The sequence below is a fragment of the Vibrio splendidus genome (genome assembly GCF_003345295.1).
Taxonomy (GTDB): domain Bacteria; phylum Pseudomonadota; class Gammaproteobacteria; order Enterobacterales; family Vibrionaceae; genus Vibrio; species Vibrio splendidus_K.
The window spans coordinates 1,726,438-1,740,772 of the sequence record NZ_CP031056.1 but is presented as its reverse complement, the minus strand read 5'-3'; the positions used below and the strand labels follow the sequence as shown (position 1 = coordinate 1,740,772).

Sequence of the window (14,335 nt, the reverse complement as noted above, 5' to 3'; positions counted from 1 at the left end):
TGTAGTTGACATTGTCAACTACTGTATTTATAGTTGACATTATCAACTTAATTGTTCGTAAATTCAAGACAGGAAATAGATATGACGATTCAAGCAACTCTAACGCCAACTCTTCCTGAGCAAAAAGGCACACCGGTTTTATACAAAATTTTGGTCATGATGAGTTTAATGCTGACGATTGGCGGCAGTTTAACAGCGGTTATGACTTACATGAATGTCGGGTTTGGTGAGGCATTCATCAGCAATTGGCTATCATCGTTAGCGATTGCTGTCGTGATTATGATGCCAATCGGCATGGTGATGATGACTTTGGTGACTAAAGTCATTGCTAAGGCGTTGCCCAATTACGGCGAGAAAGCTCGCAACTTAATCGTGGGATTGATTATGGCTTTCATCATGGAGTCCATCATGGCATTTGTAACAGCGGCAAATAATATTGGATTTTCGGATCCATCGGCGTTTACCAGTGGATGGTTTAATGGATTTATTGCTGCGCTTCCTATTGGCCTTACGATCATGGTCGTGATGTCGATGACGGTTAAACCTAAGCTCGAACGATTCATGAAGAGCTAGCCAAAATACTTTTTAAGCATTGTAGGAGATCCACATGACAGCATTCACAGGCAAATACAATAACTACCGTATCACTATCGAAGAAGTGAACATCAAAGAAGATCGTGAACTGCAAACCATGCAGTTTGAAATTGAAGACAGAGAAAACATGTTCGCGATTGTTGAGAAGATCAAACAAGACAGCGGCTTAGACGAGCAATCAGCAACGCGACTAGGGGTGAGCATTCGATTACTCGGCCCAATGATGATGCAAGATAGAAAGCACCCTCTGTTTGTTGATTTTATGCCTCACTTCAGAAACTTCATGCAAAACCTGAAGAAGACGTTGAAAGGGCAGTAAGCCTAATCATCAGTAGTACGCTTAAAAAGCCAGTAATGAACTTACTGGCTTTTGTTGTATTTAAATCAACATGGTTTCAGTTGTTTGCGTCTAGAATATGGGGAAATTGAGGGCTGAATTTTCGGTGTTGCTTCGTTGTTTAATTGTCTATTCAAGCTTCAAGAAATCCGATATTATACTGGTCATAAAAATAAAGGTGGTATTATATGACAAATGTATTTAAGCAAGCAGCTGAAGAACTGCTGAGTCGCCGCGTTGCGGGAACTAAAGCACCAAGATTGGACGAACAGTACCGTCCGAATAACTTGGAAGATGCGCTAAAGATCCAATCATCAATGATCGATCTTAAGAGCGACAAGGTCGGTGGTTGGAAGTGTTTGCTTCCTTTGGCTGAAGAGAAGTTTATTGTTGCGCCTATCTTTTCGGGCAGTATTCAACAAGGTGAGGTTTGTGAACTGTTTGCAGACAACAACGTTGTTCGTGTAGAACCTGAAATTGCCTTTACGCTTGCTAAGAGCCTGCCTGCAAACCCAGAAGGTTACAGTGAAGAGCAAATCAATGAAGCGATTGGTTCTTGCCATATGGCTCTTGAGTTAATGCAATCTCGCTTTGCTGATGACAGCGGTGCCGAGTTTTATGAAAGACTTGCTGACGGCCTAGTAAACCAAGGCTTGTTCATCGGCCCTGAGATTGATCGCGAAAAAGCGTTCACCTCTGCTGAGATCAGTGTTGAAGTAACTCAAGGCGAGCAAGTTCAAGCATTTGACGGTAAGCACCCGAATACACTGCCACCAAGTCCAATCTACTGGCTGATTAACTACATGACGCGTCGTGGTGTTGATTTCCAAGCGGGTGAAGCAATCATCACGGGTTCTTACTGCGGTATCGTAGAAATGGAATTCGATAAGCTAACGACATTCCATTACCAAGATATTGGCGAATACCAAGTAACGTTCCAACAAAAACGCTAACTTAGCAGAAGCGTGAAGTAAGCAAAAAAACTAGCTTCTACCTAAACGCTAACAGTTCTCAAAAGGCTATTTACTGGTGAGTAAATAGCCTTTTCTATTATGTGATGTTCAATGGCGTGCTTATTACTTTGCATTAAATTGGGCGTTTAGACGTCTAGACGTTGACAAGCTCTAAGTGTGACATTAGTCTGCTCATCTTCCTGTTCTATTGCGTTGATGTTCCATGTCCAATTCAAAAAATTCTAATGCGGTAATTGCCCCTTCGGCAGTGGCGCTTATCCCTCTGATCGTGTTCCTAGCGCTGTTTATTGGCGTAGGTACGTACTTGTCACTGCAAGGCGTCGATTTTGCTTTCTATCAGCTTCCAGCTCCAATTGCAGCTTTGCCTGCTGTGATGTTGGCGTTGTTGTTAAGCAAAGATAAATTGAACCGTGCTATCGAACAATTCTTGGGTGGAGTCGGTCACAAAGACATTATCGCAATGTGTATGATCTACCTATTGGCGGGTGCTTTTGCGGCTGTGGCTAAAGCGTCTGGTGGCGTTGACGCGACTGTAAACCTTGGCCTATCTGCTATTCCAACTAGCATGATTCTGCCGGGTATCTTCCTTATTTCTGCTTTCATCGCAACAGCAATGGGCACTTCTATGGGTACCATCGCTGCGGTTGCACCTGTGGCGTTAGGCATTGCAGATTCAGCAGGCATGAGCATTCCACTGACAGCAGGTGTTGTTTTGAGTGGCGCGATGTTTGGTGACAACCTGTCTATCATCTCTGATACCACCATTGCCGCGACACGTTCGCAAGGCTGTGAGATGAGAGATAAGTTTAAAGAAAACATCCGCATTGCACTTCCAGCTGCTCTTATCGCGATTGTTATCTTTGCTTTCAACAGCACTGCAACTCAGGTTCCTGAAACAGGCCCAATCGAGTGGCTGAAAGTACTGCCGTACATCACTATTTTGATTCTTGCTGTATCGGGCATGAATGTGTTGGTTGTGCTGACAATTGGTATCTTGCTGGCGGGTGGTGTAAGTCTAGGTTCTGTTGAGAACTACGGTATGACGGATTACGCTCAAGACATCTACGCAGGCTTCGGCAACATGCAGGAGATTTTCTTATTGTCGATGCTGATTGGCGGTTTGAGTGAGCTCATGCGTCGTCAAGGTGGATTGGCGTTCCTGACTAGCTTAGTAAGTGGTGTGATTCGTGCGTTTGGCTCTTCACACTCTAAGCAAGCGAATGGCCGTGCGAGTGAGTTGGGTATTGCGGGCTTGGTATCTATGGTGAACCTATGTACTGCAAACAACACGGTAGCGATTATTGTGTCTGGTAGTGTGGCTCGCCAATTAGCTGAAGAAAATAACGTTTCTCCACGTCGCTCTGCCAGCTTATTGGATATCTTCTCTTGTGTGATTCAAGGCGTATTGCCTTACGGTGCACAGGTATTGCTATTAGGTTCGGTATTTAACTTATCGCCTTTGGATATCGTGGCTAATTCTTACTACTGTTTCGCGCTTGCAGTCGTTGCTGTGGTAGCTGTGTTTATCAAACATCCAGCACGTCAAGTGGCTAACGCTTAGTAGTAATTGTCCAAACTCAGTCGTAACTGGCTTTGATAAGAAGGCTCCTTAATTGGAGCCTTTTTTGTGTTTGTAATGAACAGACTGAAAATTTAGGCCTCCTTGTTAAAGAAGACTTTCAAGCTCACTGGCAGTTGCGACATTGCAGTAACCAAAGCTCAGTGCTGCCATGAATGCGGCATGGACATGCGCTGCTGGAACTTGAACGCCATTGAACTCCATATCTAAGGTTGTGCAAGCATCATGCGCTACGTGGCATTCATAGCCTAAATCGGTTGCTGCACGAGTCACAGCATCAATACACATGTGGCTCATAGAGCCAACGATGATCAGTTTTTCAACGCCTTGCTCTTTTAGAACCTTGTTCAGTTCTGTGTCTCTAAAGCTATTGATTTGATGCTTTACGATGACTGGCTCGCTTTCTAGCGGAGTCACGCTGCTGTGGATTTGAGCACCGTCTGATTCTGGCAAGAAGAACGGAGCATCATTCGTCGGAAACTCATGACGTACATGAACTACAGGAAGTTGATTGTCTCTGAAAGCGGATAATAACTGTGCACCTTTTTCGGCTGCTTTTTCTGTTTCAGACAGCGCCCATTTTGCACCTTCGTATGAAGGGAAATAGTCATTTTGAAAGTCGATAAGTAGTAGTGCAGTGTTCTTCATATTCTATACCTTTGTATTTGGTGTATTTGGTGTATTTGGTGTATTTGGTGTATTGCGGTGTAGGGATATTATGAATACTCTGTAGTTTTTATCGCACGTCAAAAATGACAGACTCTATGGCAATAGTGACAAAATCAGTAATGGTCGAAATCATCGACTACCCAGGCTCTCTGCAAAGTGCCGTGTTTGGCGTGAAAGAGTTTCTGCAGATGGCAAATTCTCTTGAACCTTCGGCTGAGAAGACTCAATTCAACGTTCAGATCCAAGCGCATGACAGTGTTAGCGCATCGAACGCCGATATCATCATACTCCCACCGAATTTAGATGGTTGTTACTATCTAGAGCCGAGTGACACCTTGCTTGAGTACCTGATTGAGTCTCACCAAAGGGGGGCGATACTTTGCTCAGCTTGTGCGGGCGTGTTCATTTTGGCAAAAACAGGTTTGTTAGAAGGGCGAACCGTGACCACGCACTGGCAAGCGCAGCAGAAGTTTACGGAGCTCTACCCACAGATCGCAGTCGATATCGACAAAATCTTGATTGATGATGCGGATGTGATGACTGCTGGTGGTTTGATGTCGTGGATGGATCTCGCTTTGTTTATCTTGACCAAATACACAACGCCGACCAACACTCGTAATCTAGGTAAATATTTGGTGCTTGATACGGGGTTGAGAGAGCAACGTTACTATCAGAGCTTTGTGCCGAACTATGCTCACGGCAATGACAAAATTGTGTCGGTGCAGCGTTTTATTCAAAAGAACCATCACCTTTCGTTGTCTCTTGATCAATTGGCTGAAGAAGCGTTTATGACTCGAAGAACCTTTATTCGTCAATTTACCAAGGCGACCAGTTTTACGCCGATTAACTATATCCAACACGTACGTATTCAAAGTGCCTGTGAACTACTGGAAAGTTCTCATAAACCGGTAGATCAAATCAGCTATTTAGTCGGCTATGAAGACGTAAATAGCTTTCGAAAAGTCTTTTTGAAAATCATCGGCTTAACACCATCAAGATTTCGTTCTAGATTTCTCGCCGAGGAATGACTTTTAATAGTCACCATTCCTCAGGTTTATTGAGTCGTGTTGTTAGTGAGCATCTTGGATGTCTCTAATTCAGTTTCTTTGTCACAAACTCTTTGTTTCTAACCATCAGCCACATCAATCCGCCTAGAATTCCCACCGATAATTGGATGAAGCCTAGGTTTTCAATCAGTGAATCTGGGCGGATTGAAACCAACACCATGCCAAGTGAGCCACAAATCATGCTGAAGAACTGTATCAGTGCGACGGCAGAGCCCGTGTCATGATCTTGTTGATTCAACATCAAGTTGGTACCCGGTACTCGCATGATGATCGCCATTAATGTCGCTGGTGCAGCGATGAACATGAAGAACCAAGGGGACAGGTCGCCAATGGTTAGAGTGAAGATTCCCGCAAGCGCTAATAAAGCAAAACATCCTGAGATGACCTTTTGAACCGGCATTCGGTAGGACAACTTCATGTAAATTGTTGGACCAAATGAGGCGCACAATGCATTGAATGCGAACGCGTAACTAAACTGTTGTTCGGTCAATCCAAAGTGATCGATGTAGATATAAGAACCCGCCGCAAGAAAGCCCATCAAAGCCATCGGTATGATAGAGAAAATGACCAGCAGCTTGACGAAAGAGCGGTTTTTCATGACCACGCCCATTCTTCCCCATGAACGGAACATAGAACCTTGGTACTTGGTTTCGAGCGTCTCTCGATAACAGAATGCCAATACTGAAGCGAATGCACCAAAAACAGCGAGAGTGACGAACATCATTCTCCAAGACGCGATTTTCAGTAGGAACGCCCCAAATACCGGCGCGACCATTGGCGCGATGATCACCAGTGACATGATGGTCGCCATGATCTTTTCACGTTCTCGGCCGTCATAAAGGTCTTTCACGATGGCGGTTGCGATAACGGTGATGGCACTGCCCGCAAAAGCTTGGAATATACGAGCACCAATTAACTGCTCGATGCTATTGGTCATGGCACATATTACACTTGCCACCATATAGCTCGCTAATCCAATCAATAGGATCGGCTTACGACCAAACTTTTCGCTGAGCGGCCCCCAGAACAACAGGCCGAAGGCATAGGTAACGAAGTAGCTGCTCAGGGTTAGATTGACCATCGATTGGTCAGTGTTAAACACCTCTACCATTTGTGGTAGTGCAGGTAAATAAAGGTCGATGGTCAATGGAGGAAACGCACTGATGATGACGAGGAAAAATAGCATGCCGGTTTTACCCAGTACTGGTTGTGGTTTCTTCAAGGTATCTCCCTGTTATCCAAGAAAGGCGTTTATTCGATAGGATATTGGTTTACAGAAGGTTTTAAGCACTTCAGACATGAAGGACGGATTCACTACAGAATGTAGCGAACAGACTTTAAGAGCTTGTCTTTGTGCTTAATTGTATTACAAAATATTATCACTTTTATGGATAACGAGTTCAACCAGTTAGTGGTAGGGATAGGCTGTAATAGTCACGGCACATTTTAATTACTAGTGACCTTGTATTCGCTAGTGGCCTTGTAATAGCTGGTGACATTGTAATGGCTAACGATATTGTAATACTCAACGAAACCACAATACTCAACGACTTGGCTTGCTATCTTTTCTTTGGGCGTTTTTCGACTAAGCCGTTGCGCTCTAGACCACGTCTTACGCTGCTGCAAAGTTTTCCAAAGCGACGCAGTTCTTCGAAGTTAGGGCCTTGGCCAATCAAAATGTTGTGTTCCCAATACATCAATTCGCTGTCGACCATTTCTAACAATTTTTTAGAACAACCAGAGCAGTTACCTTTTGGCCCACAGATAAACGTCTCTGATTCATATAGAGGGAGTTCGTTTTTAACTTCTTCAATCAAGCTCAGCATCGCAGAGTTTAAGTCTGGCTTTTTAGTGATGATTGGTTGTAAGCCAGATGCTTGTTTAGTAGCTAAAGGTGTAGGTGGTGTGTTCGATTGCAAATTCAAAGCAGCTGATGACATATCAAAGGCCTCAAGGAAAGAAGAAGTAGAGCATGCTACTCGTCACAAGAAAATGAATCTTGATGTAGTGCAATAAGCGTGGATAACTATCCGAAAGAGGTAGGAGTCACAAAGGGTTGTGACTCTTTTCTATAAAGCGCGGCACTGTCGAAACTAATGGTCAAAATGTGCAGGCGAGAATGCGTTATTAAGGAAAGCGAGAGCGTTTAGAACTCTGCGTCGAACTGGAACACCATCCACTCTTTTGTCACTGGGTGGTGCAGAGCAAGCCTTTCTGCATGTAAGTGCAGTCGGTCGGCTTTGTTGCCATACAGTCCATCACCCAAAATAGGCATGTTAAGCCCTTCTTCATGTGAACAGTGAACACGCAATTGGTGCGTACGACCCGTTTTCGGGTGCAGATAAACCTTGGTGGTGTCTTGGTTTCGCTCAATCACTTCCCACTTGGTTTCAGCGTGTTTGCCGTGTTCAAAGCAAACAATCTGACGAGGACGATCGTATAAGTCACCACGCAGTGGCAAGCGAACATAACCTTCATCTTGATCTAAAACGCCTTCAATCATTGCTACGTATCGCTTCTCAACTTCACGAGTAATGAATTGCTTCTGTAAGCTTTTGTTCGCGCGTCGTGTAAGAGCGAATATCAAGATGCCAGAGGTGGCCATATCTAAGCGGTGGATAACAAATGGCCCTTCTACATTAGGGTGCATTTCTTGAACACGTGTGTAGGCCGAGTCTTTGATCGTTTTTCCCGGTACTGATAGAAAACCTGCTGGCTTATGTACCACCACGATGTGCTCATCTTGGAACAGAATATCGAGGTCTTTACCCTCTGCTGGGTTTTCTAACAATGGGTTTGGATCCACCTCAAGGCCTTTCATCATATGGCCGAGAATCGGAACACATTTACTCTGACAAGAGGCATAGTATTTCTTGTGCTTACGGATTTCTGATTTCGGGGAACGCCCCCACCAAAATTCAGCCAATGCCAATGGTGTGTAACCGTTCAAATACGCGTATTGCAGAAGCTTGGGTGCGGCACATTCGCCAGAACCTGCTGGTGGTATCTTGTTGGGGGTGTCTTCAAAGATCTGGTTTAGATCCTCAATGTTTCCTTCCGCATTCTGGAAAGCGTATTGTGAAAACAGTTTGTGTTGGAGCTGATGAGAAAGGTGTGCTCTTTGCTCTTTGAGTTCTGCCAGTTGAGTGGTGAACACATCAACTTTAGTTTGCAGTTCAATCAGAATTTGCTCCCAGTTGAGCTTAAGATATTTCTGCTGATTTTTGTCGGCAACACTGGCCTTGTTTAACTCGTTATTCAGTTGTTCAAAGGCCTGCTCATCAAGGTTTTCTTTGCCTTGTTCACGTTGTTCTTTACGCGTTTTTCGGCCTTCAATAATCAATAGACGTTGAGCTTCAATCTCTTGCTCAGCTTGCGCTTTCTGCTGTGCTAGTTGTTCACAAAGTTCAAGGTATTCGGTGTTCGCTTGCAGCGCTTTGAATTCCGCGTTCACAGCCATCATGTCGGCCGTGTCTTGATGGAAAAAGCTATCGCTACTGAGCATGTCAAATACAGGCGGTACAAAGTGAGGCAATAGGTTTTGGTCGGCTATTTTCCCTGAAAAAGCAGAGAAATACCCCAATTCACCTTCGGGGCTTTTCACCAGTAACACACCAAACATCTTGCCGCGGCCAGCGTCAGACTCTAACCCGAAGTCATGTTGCCAATCGGTTTGTGTCTCTAGGTATTGTTGAAGCTGGTGTGAGGCGATTTCACACAATGGATGCGGTTCGTAATAGAACGGGAAGGTGAAACGCTCAGGCAACGAATATGACTCGATCGGCTGTTGAAATCGAGTGAAGCAATCCTCAGGTGTGTGGCTACTGTCTGAAGCGTGCGTTGGTTTTGATGAGTGCATATTATTGTCGTCTTACTACTTATATCGTGGTGATAAATGGCTGTGAGTCTACTGTGTATGATAAAAGAGCTCTGAAACACAGTACAAGGCGGCGATTCTACTCTTTATCGAAAAGCGCCTCAAATAAGAAATGGCTCAATGACTAGATACAACAACCATGGTCTGCAATGCAAAAATCACGAGTAAGGCTTGATAACCATAAATTGATGGGTGGCTTCTCGTTTTTAATCATAGAAGACAATTTAGAAAAAGAACGATGTTAGCCTTGCCGCTTTCTTGTTCCAACTAAGGTAACGTTATGATTCCACTTAATACTTCCATCGTGGCTGGTGTCGCTCTTTCTGAGATCGACGGACAAACGAAAATGTTATTAATGAAGCGTGTTAAGGGTGAATTTTGGTGCCACGTCGCAGGCTCGATTGAAGCGGGTGAAACAGGCTGGCAAGCCATCGTTCGTGAGTTTGAAGAAGAGACCCAAATTGAAGTGGAAGCCTTGTATAACGCGCAGTTTCTTGAGCAGTTTTACGAAGCTCACGTTAATGTGATTCAGTTGATCCCGGTTTTTGCAGTGATATGTCCACCGAATCAAGAGGTAGAGCTAAATGATGAACATACCGAGTATCGTTGGTGCAATTTAGATGAAGCGAAAGCGTTAGCACCGTTTCCCAACCAACATGCCGTCTACGATCATATTTGGTCGTATTTTGTCGATAAGCCAGTCAATCCGCTTTATCGAGTCAAATTGAGTTAGCGTTGGCTGTTTAAGAGCTAAGACTTACCAAGATACGGGGTTAGAAAAGCGCTCACTTGTGCTTGGCATAGCCCTACATCCACTTTCACGCCGTGCGATTCAAGTATCGCAACACCACGACCATTATTGCGAGGGTCTGGGTCTAGCATCGCCACGACTACGTGTTTTACACCTGCTTTAACCAATGTATTGGCACAAGCGGGTGTTCTGCCAATAAATGAACATGGCTCTAAAGTTACGTAAGCGGTAACCTCTTCCATTGTTCCGTCCGTTTTGCTGTCATAGCCATTCAGTGCTTCAACCTCGGCGTGGTTTCCACCGACTTTTTGTGTGTACCCAACAGACACCACCTTATCGTTCTTAACCAAAACACAGCCCACAGGTGGGTTTGGTTGGCAATCGGGTAGGGCTTGGCGCGAAGCTTCAAGAGCTTGCAGCATGTATTGTTGGTTCATGGTCGTTACTCAGTATGACGAGAGAGCGCAGCAGTGAGTGACCGCGCGCGGTTGATGACTTGGTTAGTTACTAACTTACTAAGCTAATAAGCTAAGCAAGTGGGGGCATGTTCGATCTGATTAGGCTTTTAGTCAATGGTTTTCATTTTGAATCTGGCCGCTAGTTGACTGTAGCCGCTCATTAACTCACTGTGGTTAATCGTTAACTGTGACCAATCGCTAATTTGGGCCAATGAGTTAACCAGTTCTTAGACTGAACTCGTTGGTCAAACACGTCTTTGCTGCGATTGGGGTTCGGTGTGATCTTCAAATCAAACAAACTCTCTAAACCAAAAGATGAAATACACTCGATGTCTCCATTAAGGTTTTGCTTTACGGCGACTGCGGTTTCTTTCTCTGGCCAGTAGCTCATCGCATCCAATGAGCCTTGGTAAGGTTCATCTCCATTTCTAGTGTGCATGCAGGCTTGATTGCGAACTTGCCAATTCAGTTTAGGTAACCGTTGTTTAAGCTGAGCCTCGTATCTAAAATCCGATTCGTAAGAGGTATCAATGAGATCAAAGTAGATCACATCAATATCATTGAGTGGAGTCGGGGAGGCATAGCCATGTAGGTGATCCCAAACGAGGTTTCTCACAAAGCCTGCAGCAACATAACACTGCGGTAAATCCAACTGGGAGACACAGTCTAAAACCTGCATTCGTAAGGGATCCTGTTTGATCAACGTGACGATACTATTGGCAAGCGGATGTATCATTATGATGTCGGAACATCGGTGACTTGATAATGACGAGTCACGTTCTTGGAAATATCACCCCATTCAGACGTTTTTACTCGCTGTTGGTGCGCTTCGAATGCTTCTCGGCTAGTGAATTCTTCATACACTTCAAAGCGATTAGGTTGAAGCGTGCTTTGACTGACTCGAAACACGATACAACCAGGTTCTTCCAGTGTCAGTTCTTTGTGTACAACCAAGGCGTGTGTGACGGCTTTTAGGTCGTTGTCTGGCACTAGAATATGCCCTTGCAGAATTACTTTACTCATAATTACGTCCATTTAATTTTATTCATTACGGCTTTTTTCTATCAAAAGCTCTATCCGTTACAAACATAATCCCATTTTGATGTTGTGACGTATAGGCTAATGTGGCGATTATTTGTTCGCATTGAATATAGTGTTGGTTACAGCGTAACTTTAGAGGCGATGTGAGCAATAAAAAATAAGACGTTGGAACTAAATCCAAGTTTGTCCGGTCTATTAAATACGTATCATTGAACTGTATTGATACTGAAATGAATTTGTCATCTGAGAGAACTAATCTAAATCTCGAACAACGGCTTAAGATATTAAATTGAGCCATAGTTGATAACTAGGTCATACTTTAATGTAAATGGTACTCAAAACTCTATAAATTTTGTGATTTGTATCATTGAACTGGACATCAAACACCGTTAGATTCGAATGGTTGGCAATAAAAATAGCTCATGAAGAGCAGTTAAAGAAAAGGAAATATCCCTTATGAAAAAAATGAGAAGAGCACAGCTTCATCGCGTTCGCATCCAATACTGGAAAGACACAGCGAAAGAAGCTTCAAAGAAATAAGCTTTAAATCGTAAAGCTTTAAGATAAAAAAAGCTGAAAAGCTTAATCAAATGTAGAACGCAACAAATCGATTTCATTAGCACTCTCAAGGACCTTCATCTGGTCGGCGACTAAAGAAATCATCCCCCAAAGAGCTGACAGGCATTAACAACAATGCATTCAATGTCAGCTCATTAATATCTCCCTTTAGATTCTCTTGTTGCTTCACTCTGTTACTCCTAACTAAAACCCTTTTGTCCCTTTGTTCTTGTTGCCCATATATGTATTGGCAAAGTCGTGATCAAAAAAAGCTCCCGATTTCTCAGAAGCTTTGATTTAGATTTTGATATCTGATGTTATCCGAACAGGATAGATGACTCTATCGTTGGAACAACGTCTTCAAGCTTACATCGTCCGTTCTATTCAATTTAAGGCTCAGTAGATAACCACCAACACCAATCAATGCGTAAATACCTAAAGATAAAATAGGCGCTTCTGCAATCGTGCTGAATGGGTTGCTTGCTATGAGCACATTCATTGGTAATGACGCGATAAGAGATAGGAAATCATTGATGCCATAGAACCCAAACACGGCGACAGAGAGGAACTTAATCGCATAGCTTGAGATGAAAATGACAAGCAATGGAGAGTTCACCAGTTGCGAAATAGCTAGAGTGACAGTTGCCAGTGGCAATAAAACGAGTGCAACTAACATCATTCGCCCAAAAAACACCAACCAGTTGCTCAGCACATACAATAGAGATTGCTGCTCAACCAATAGCGCCAGTTGTTGTTCACTTGATACGTTCAATATCCAGAATAGAAAATCTGCGAACAGCACTAGCAATGCACAGATAGCCGGAATAACCACTAAACCGAAGCCTAGCTTCACGCCGTGAGTCATTGCATTGGATACCGGCATACTTCTCCAAAACATTGAACTGCCTTCTTGGCGTTCTTTACGCAGCGTTTTAGGGATGTAAAGCGTCGACAGGATCAGTGAAATAAGGCCCGCGCCAAAGTAGATCACTGAGTTGAGATCTTGTGCGAACTCTCTGTGGATGTCGCTCACGTCACCGTTCACTTGCATTTCGAAGAAAAACTCATGTTGCGCTGCGCCATTAAAGAACAAACCAACGAACAGTAAGAAACCACATAATGCGACAAATAGAGGCAATCGAGTGTTAACTTTGTGCTCGATGAGTTCTTTTTCTAGCATGTAAAAACTTGGATGCATTATGCCTTCTCCGTCTGTGTTGCAAGGAATAGGTCTGCTAGACCAACGTTATAGATGTTACCCAGTGATTCAACCTGCGCTTTGTATTGACCTTCTAATAGCCACTTAGTCGTCCCTAGCCCTGATTGTGAGGTCAGTGGGTTGAGTTTTTGAATCTCGCTTGAATGGTTGTTTGCGACTTCGATAATGAAATAGTCGTGCTCGATGTCTTCCATGCTCTTTTGCAGGACACAATGACCTTGCTTCAAAATCAGTACATCCGTTAATAGGTGTTCAATTTCTGAAACCTCATGGCTCGCAATGATCATGGCGCGTTCGCCATCGTGGAACCATTCTAATAGGTGGCGATAAAAAGTATCGCGGTACAGCAAATCTAAGCCCAGCGTTGGCTCATCTAATATCAACACTTGAGTGTCAGTCGCGATGATGATCGCGAGATGAAGTTGAACTTTCATCCCTTTAGAAAGCTGTTTGATCTTAGAAGAGAGCTTAATGTTGGTGCTGCTTAACGTGTGTTCTGCTTTTTGTTTGTTGAAGCTAGGGTGAACACCTTGTGTGTATCGAAGCAGTTGTTTAACGGTCATCCACTCTGGTAACACGTTAACATCTGAAATATACGATAAATGCTGCATGAGCTCTGCGTGCTGGTGGATAGGGTGGTAACCATTCACCTCAATCTCACCTTGATAGTTATGTCCGCCAAGCAGTGATTTGATCAGTGTCGATTTACCCGCGCCATTGTGGCCCAGAAGCCCAAGTACTTGTCCTGGCTTTAACTCGAAGCTGATGTTTTCGACACCCACTTGATTTGAATAGGTTTTGGTTACGTTTTTCACGGAAAGTAAAGTACTCATGACTTGTCCTTTATATGTTGTGCTAGCTGTTTCACGAGTTCTTCGACACTCATATCAATGATGCCTAGCGTCTCAGCGATGGCTGGGATCTGTGTGTTGATGAATGATTGGTGTGCAGACTCTTTCAATTTTTGAAGTGCCCCTTCGGCCACATACATGCCTTGGCCGCGTTTTTTCTCTACCAAGTCTTCATCCACCAGTAACTGATAGCTTTTCATGACAGTAAGGTGGTTGATCTTGAGATCGGCAGCAACCGCACGAACAGAGGGTAATGCTTGTTGCTCTAACCAAACACCTTGAAGAATTTGGTCACTGATCTTTGCGGCAAGCTGCCTAAAAATCGGTTGGTCGTCTTTCCATTCGGTCATAATTAAAACT

At 43.9% G+C, this 14,335-nt stretch carries 16 protein-coding genes; 6 read left to right on the top strand and 10 right to left on the bottom strand.

Going from position 1 to position 14,335, the window contains the following annotated elements:
* The first annotated feature begins 81 nt into the window (after window positions 1–81).
* The 4 genes from DUN60_RS23280 (at window position 82) to DUN60_RS23265 (ending at window position 3,466) form a co-directional block, all read left to right on the top strand.
* Window positions 82–573, top strand: a complete 492-nt coding sequence (locus DUN60_RS23280; protein WP_114635610.1) for a DUF2798 domain-containing protein — start codon at window positions 82–84, stop codon at window positions 571–573.
* A gap of 34 nt (window positions 574–607) precedes the next feature.
* The gene (locus DUN60_RS23275; protein WP_114635609.1) at window positions 608–913 is read left to right on the top strand and encodes a DUF3861 domain-containing protein; all 306 of its coding nucleotides are present in this window, start codon (window positions 608–610) and stop codon (window positions 911–913) included.
* Window positions 914–1,119: 206 nt separating this feature from the next.
* Window positions 1,120–1,884, top strand: a complete 765-nt coding sequence (locus DUN60_RS23270; RefSeq protein WP_114635608.1) for a hydratase — start codon at window positions 1,120–1,122, stop codon at window positions 1,882–1,884.
* A 223-nt stretch (window positions 1,885–2,107) separates the two neighbouring features.
* On the top strand, window positions 2,108–3,466 hold the full coding sequence (locus DUN60_RS23265) for a Na+/H+ antiporter NhaC family protein (RefSeq protein WP_114635607.1): 1,359 nt from the start codon (window positions 2,108–2,110) through the stop codon (window positions 3,464–3,466).
* Window positions 3,467–3,571: 105 nt separating this feature from the next.
* Here the strand turns inward: DUN60_RS23265 and DUN60_RS23260 are convergent, their stop codons facing one another.
* Complete coding sequence (locus DUN60_RS23260) at window positions 3,572–4,132, bottom strand: cysteine hydrolase family protein (protein ID WP_114635606.1); 561 nt, start codon at window positions 4,130–4,132, stop codon at window positions 3,572–3,574.
* A 116-nt stretch (window positions 4,133–4,248) separates the two neighbouring features.
* On the opposite strand from DUN60_RS23260, the gene DUN60_RS23255 reads away from it, so the two are divergent.
* Window positions 4,249–5,181: a GlxA family transcriptional regulator gene (locus tag DUN60_RS23255; RefSeq protein ID WP_114635605.1), complete on the top strand. Its 933-nt coding sequence runs from the start codon at window positions 4,249–4,251 to the stop codon at window positions 5,179–5,181.
* Between the two features lie 64 nt (window positions 5,182–5,245).
* Here the strand turns inward: DUN60_RS23255 and DUN60_RS23250 are convergent, their stop codons facing one another.
* From DUN60_RS23250 to DUN60_RS23240, 3 genes are all read right to left on the bottom strand, one after another.
* Window positions 5,246–6,442: a multidrug effflux MFS transporter gene (locus DUN60_RS23250; RefSeq protein ID WP_479688302.1), complete on the bottom strand. Its 1,197-nt coding sequence runs from the start codon at window positions 6,440–6,442 to the stop codon at window positions 5,246–5,248.
* Between the two features lie 337 nt (window positions 6,443–6,779).
* Complete coding sequence (locus DUN60_RS23245; protein WP_017076575.1) at window positions 6,780–7,160, bottom strand: hypothetical protein; 381 nt, start codon at window positions 7,158–7,160, stop codon at window positions 6,780–6,782.
* A 206-nt stretch (window positions 7,161–7,366) separates the two neighbouring features.
* Window positions 7,367–9,079, bottom strand: a complete 1,713-nt coding sequence (locus DUN60_RS23240; RefSeq protein ID WP_114635604.1) for an RluA family pseudouridine synthase — start codon at window positions 9,077–9,079, stop codon at window positions 7,367–7,369.
* 298 nt (window positions 9,080–9,377) lie between these two features.
* On the opposite strand from DUN60_RS23240, the gene DUN60_RS23235 reads away from it, so the two are divergent.
* A complete protein-coding gene (locus DUN60_RS23235) occupies window positions 9,378–9,830 on the top strand; it encodes an NUDIX hydrolase (RefSeq protein WP_114635603.1) in 453 nt (150 codons plus the stop codon).
* Window positions 9,831–9,847: 17 nt separating this feature from the next.
* Here DUN60_RS23235 and DUN60_RS23230 read toward each other — a convergent pair whose 3' ends face one another.
* From DUN60_RS23230 to DUN60_RS23205, 6 genes are all read right to left on the bottom strand, one after another.
* A complete protein-coding gene (locus DUN60_RS23230; RefSeq protein WP_065205826.1) occupies window positions 9,848–10,285 on the bottom strand; it encodes a bifunctional diaminohydroxyphosphoribosylaminopyrimidine deaminase/5-amino-6-(5-phosphoribosylamino)uracil reductase RibD in 438 nt (145 codons plus the stop codon).
* Between the two features lie 202 nt (window positions 10,286–10,487).
* A complete protein-coding gene (locus DUN60_RS23225) occupies window positions 10,488–11,042 on the bottom strand; it encodes a nucleotidyltransferase family protein (protein WP_114635602.1) in 555 nt (184 codons plus the stop codon).
* On the bottom strand, window positions 11,042–11,329 hold the full coding sequence (locus DUN60_RS23220; RefSeq protein ID WP_114635778.1) for a putative quinol monooxygenase: 288 nt from the start codon (window positions 11,327–11,329) through the stop codon (window positions 11,042–11,044). The genes DUN60_RS23225 and DUN60_RS23220 overlap by 1 nt, the downstream gene beginning before the upstream one ends.
* A gap of 916 nt (window positions 11,330–12,245) precedes the next feature.
* Entirely contained in the window at window positions 12,246–13,103 is an 858-nt protein-coding gene (locus tag DUN60_RS23215) for a hypothetical protein (RefSeq protein WP_114635601.1), read from the bottom strand.
* Entirely contained in the window at window positions 13,103–13,957 is an 855-nt protein-coding gene (locus DUN60_RS23210; protein ID WP_114635600.1) for an ABC transporter ATP-binding protein, read from the bottom strand. The genes DUN60_RS23215 and DUN60_RS23210 overlap by 1 nt, the downstream gene beginning before the upstream one ends.
* Window positions 13,954–14,325 (bottom strand): GntR family transcriptional regulator, encoded by a 372-nt coding sequence (locus DUN60_RS23205; RefSeq protein WP_004729948.1) that lies wholly within the window; start codon window positions 14,323–14,325, stop codon window positions 13,954–13,956. Before DUN60_RS23205 ends, DUN60_RS23210 begins: the two co-directional genes overlap by 4 nt.
* Window positions 14,326–14,335 lie beyond the last annotated feature (10 nt).

Bases quoted from the DNA above. Each gene is read 5' to 3' on its own strand.
- DUN60_RS23280 (WP_114635610.1), top strand. From the start codon at position 82: ATGACGATTCAAGCAACTCTAACGCCAACTCTTCCTGAGCAAAAAGGC.
- DUN60_RS23275 (WP_114635609.1), top strand. From the start codon at position 608: ATGACAGCATTCACAGGCAAATACAATAACTACCGTATCACTATCGAA.
- DUN60_RS23270 (WP_114635608.1), top strand. From the start codon at position 1,120: ATGACAAATGTATTTAAGCAAGCAGCTGAAGAACTGCTGAGTCGCCGC.
- DUN60_RS23265 (WP_114635607.1), top strand. From the start codon at position 2,108: ATGTCCAATTCAAAAAATTCTAATGCGGTAATTGCCCCTTCGGCAGTG.
- DUN60_RS23260 (WP_114635606.1), bottom strand. From the start codon at position 4,132: ATGAAGAACACTGCACTACTACTTATCGACTTTCAAAATGACTATTTC.
- DUN60_RS23255 (WP_114635605.1), top strand. From the start codon at position 4,249: ATGGCAATAGTGACAAAATCAGTAATGGTCGAAATCATCGACTACCCA.
- DUN60_RS23245 (WP_017076575.1), bottom strand. From the start codon at position 7,160: ATGTCATCAGCTGCTTTGAATTTGCAATCGAACACACCACCTACACCT.
- DUN60_RS23240 (WP_114635604.1), bottom strand. From the start codon at position 9,079: ATGCACTCATCAAAACCAACGCACGCTTCAGACAGTAGCCACACACCT.
- DUN60_RS23235 (WP_114635603.1), top strand. From the start codon at position 9,378: ATGATTCCACTTAATACTTCCATCGTGGCTGGTGTCGCTCTTTCTGAG.
- DUN60_RS23230 (WP_065205826.1), bottom strand. From the start codon at position 10,285: ATGAACCAACAATACATGCTGCAAGCTCTTGAAGCTTCGCGCCAAGCC.
- DUN60_RS23225 (WP_114635602.1), bottom strand. From the start codon at position 11,042: ATGATACATCCGCTTGCCAATAGTATCGTCACGTTGATCAAACAGGAT.
- DUN60_RS23220 (WP_114635778.1), bottom strand. From the start codon at position 11,329: ATGAGTAAAGTAATTCTGCAAGGGCATATTCTAGTGCCAGACAACGAC.
- DUN60_RS23215 (WP_114635601.1), bottom strand. From the start codon at position 13,103: ATGCATCCAAGTTTTTACATGCTAGAAAAAGAACTCATCGAGCACAAA.
- DUN60_RS23210 (WP_114635600.1), bottom strand. From the start codon at position 13,957: ATGAGTACTTTACTTTCCGTGAAAAACGTAACCAAAACCTATTCAAAT.
- DUN60_RS23205 (WP_004729948.1), bottom strand. From the start codon at position 14,325: ATGACCGAATGGAAAGACGACCAACCGATTTTTAGGCAGCTTGCCGCA.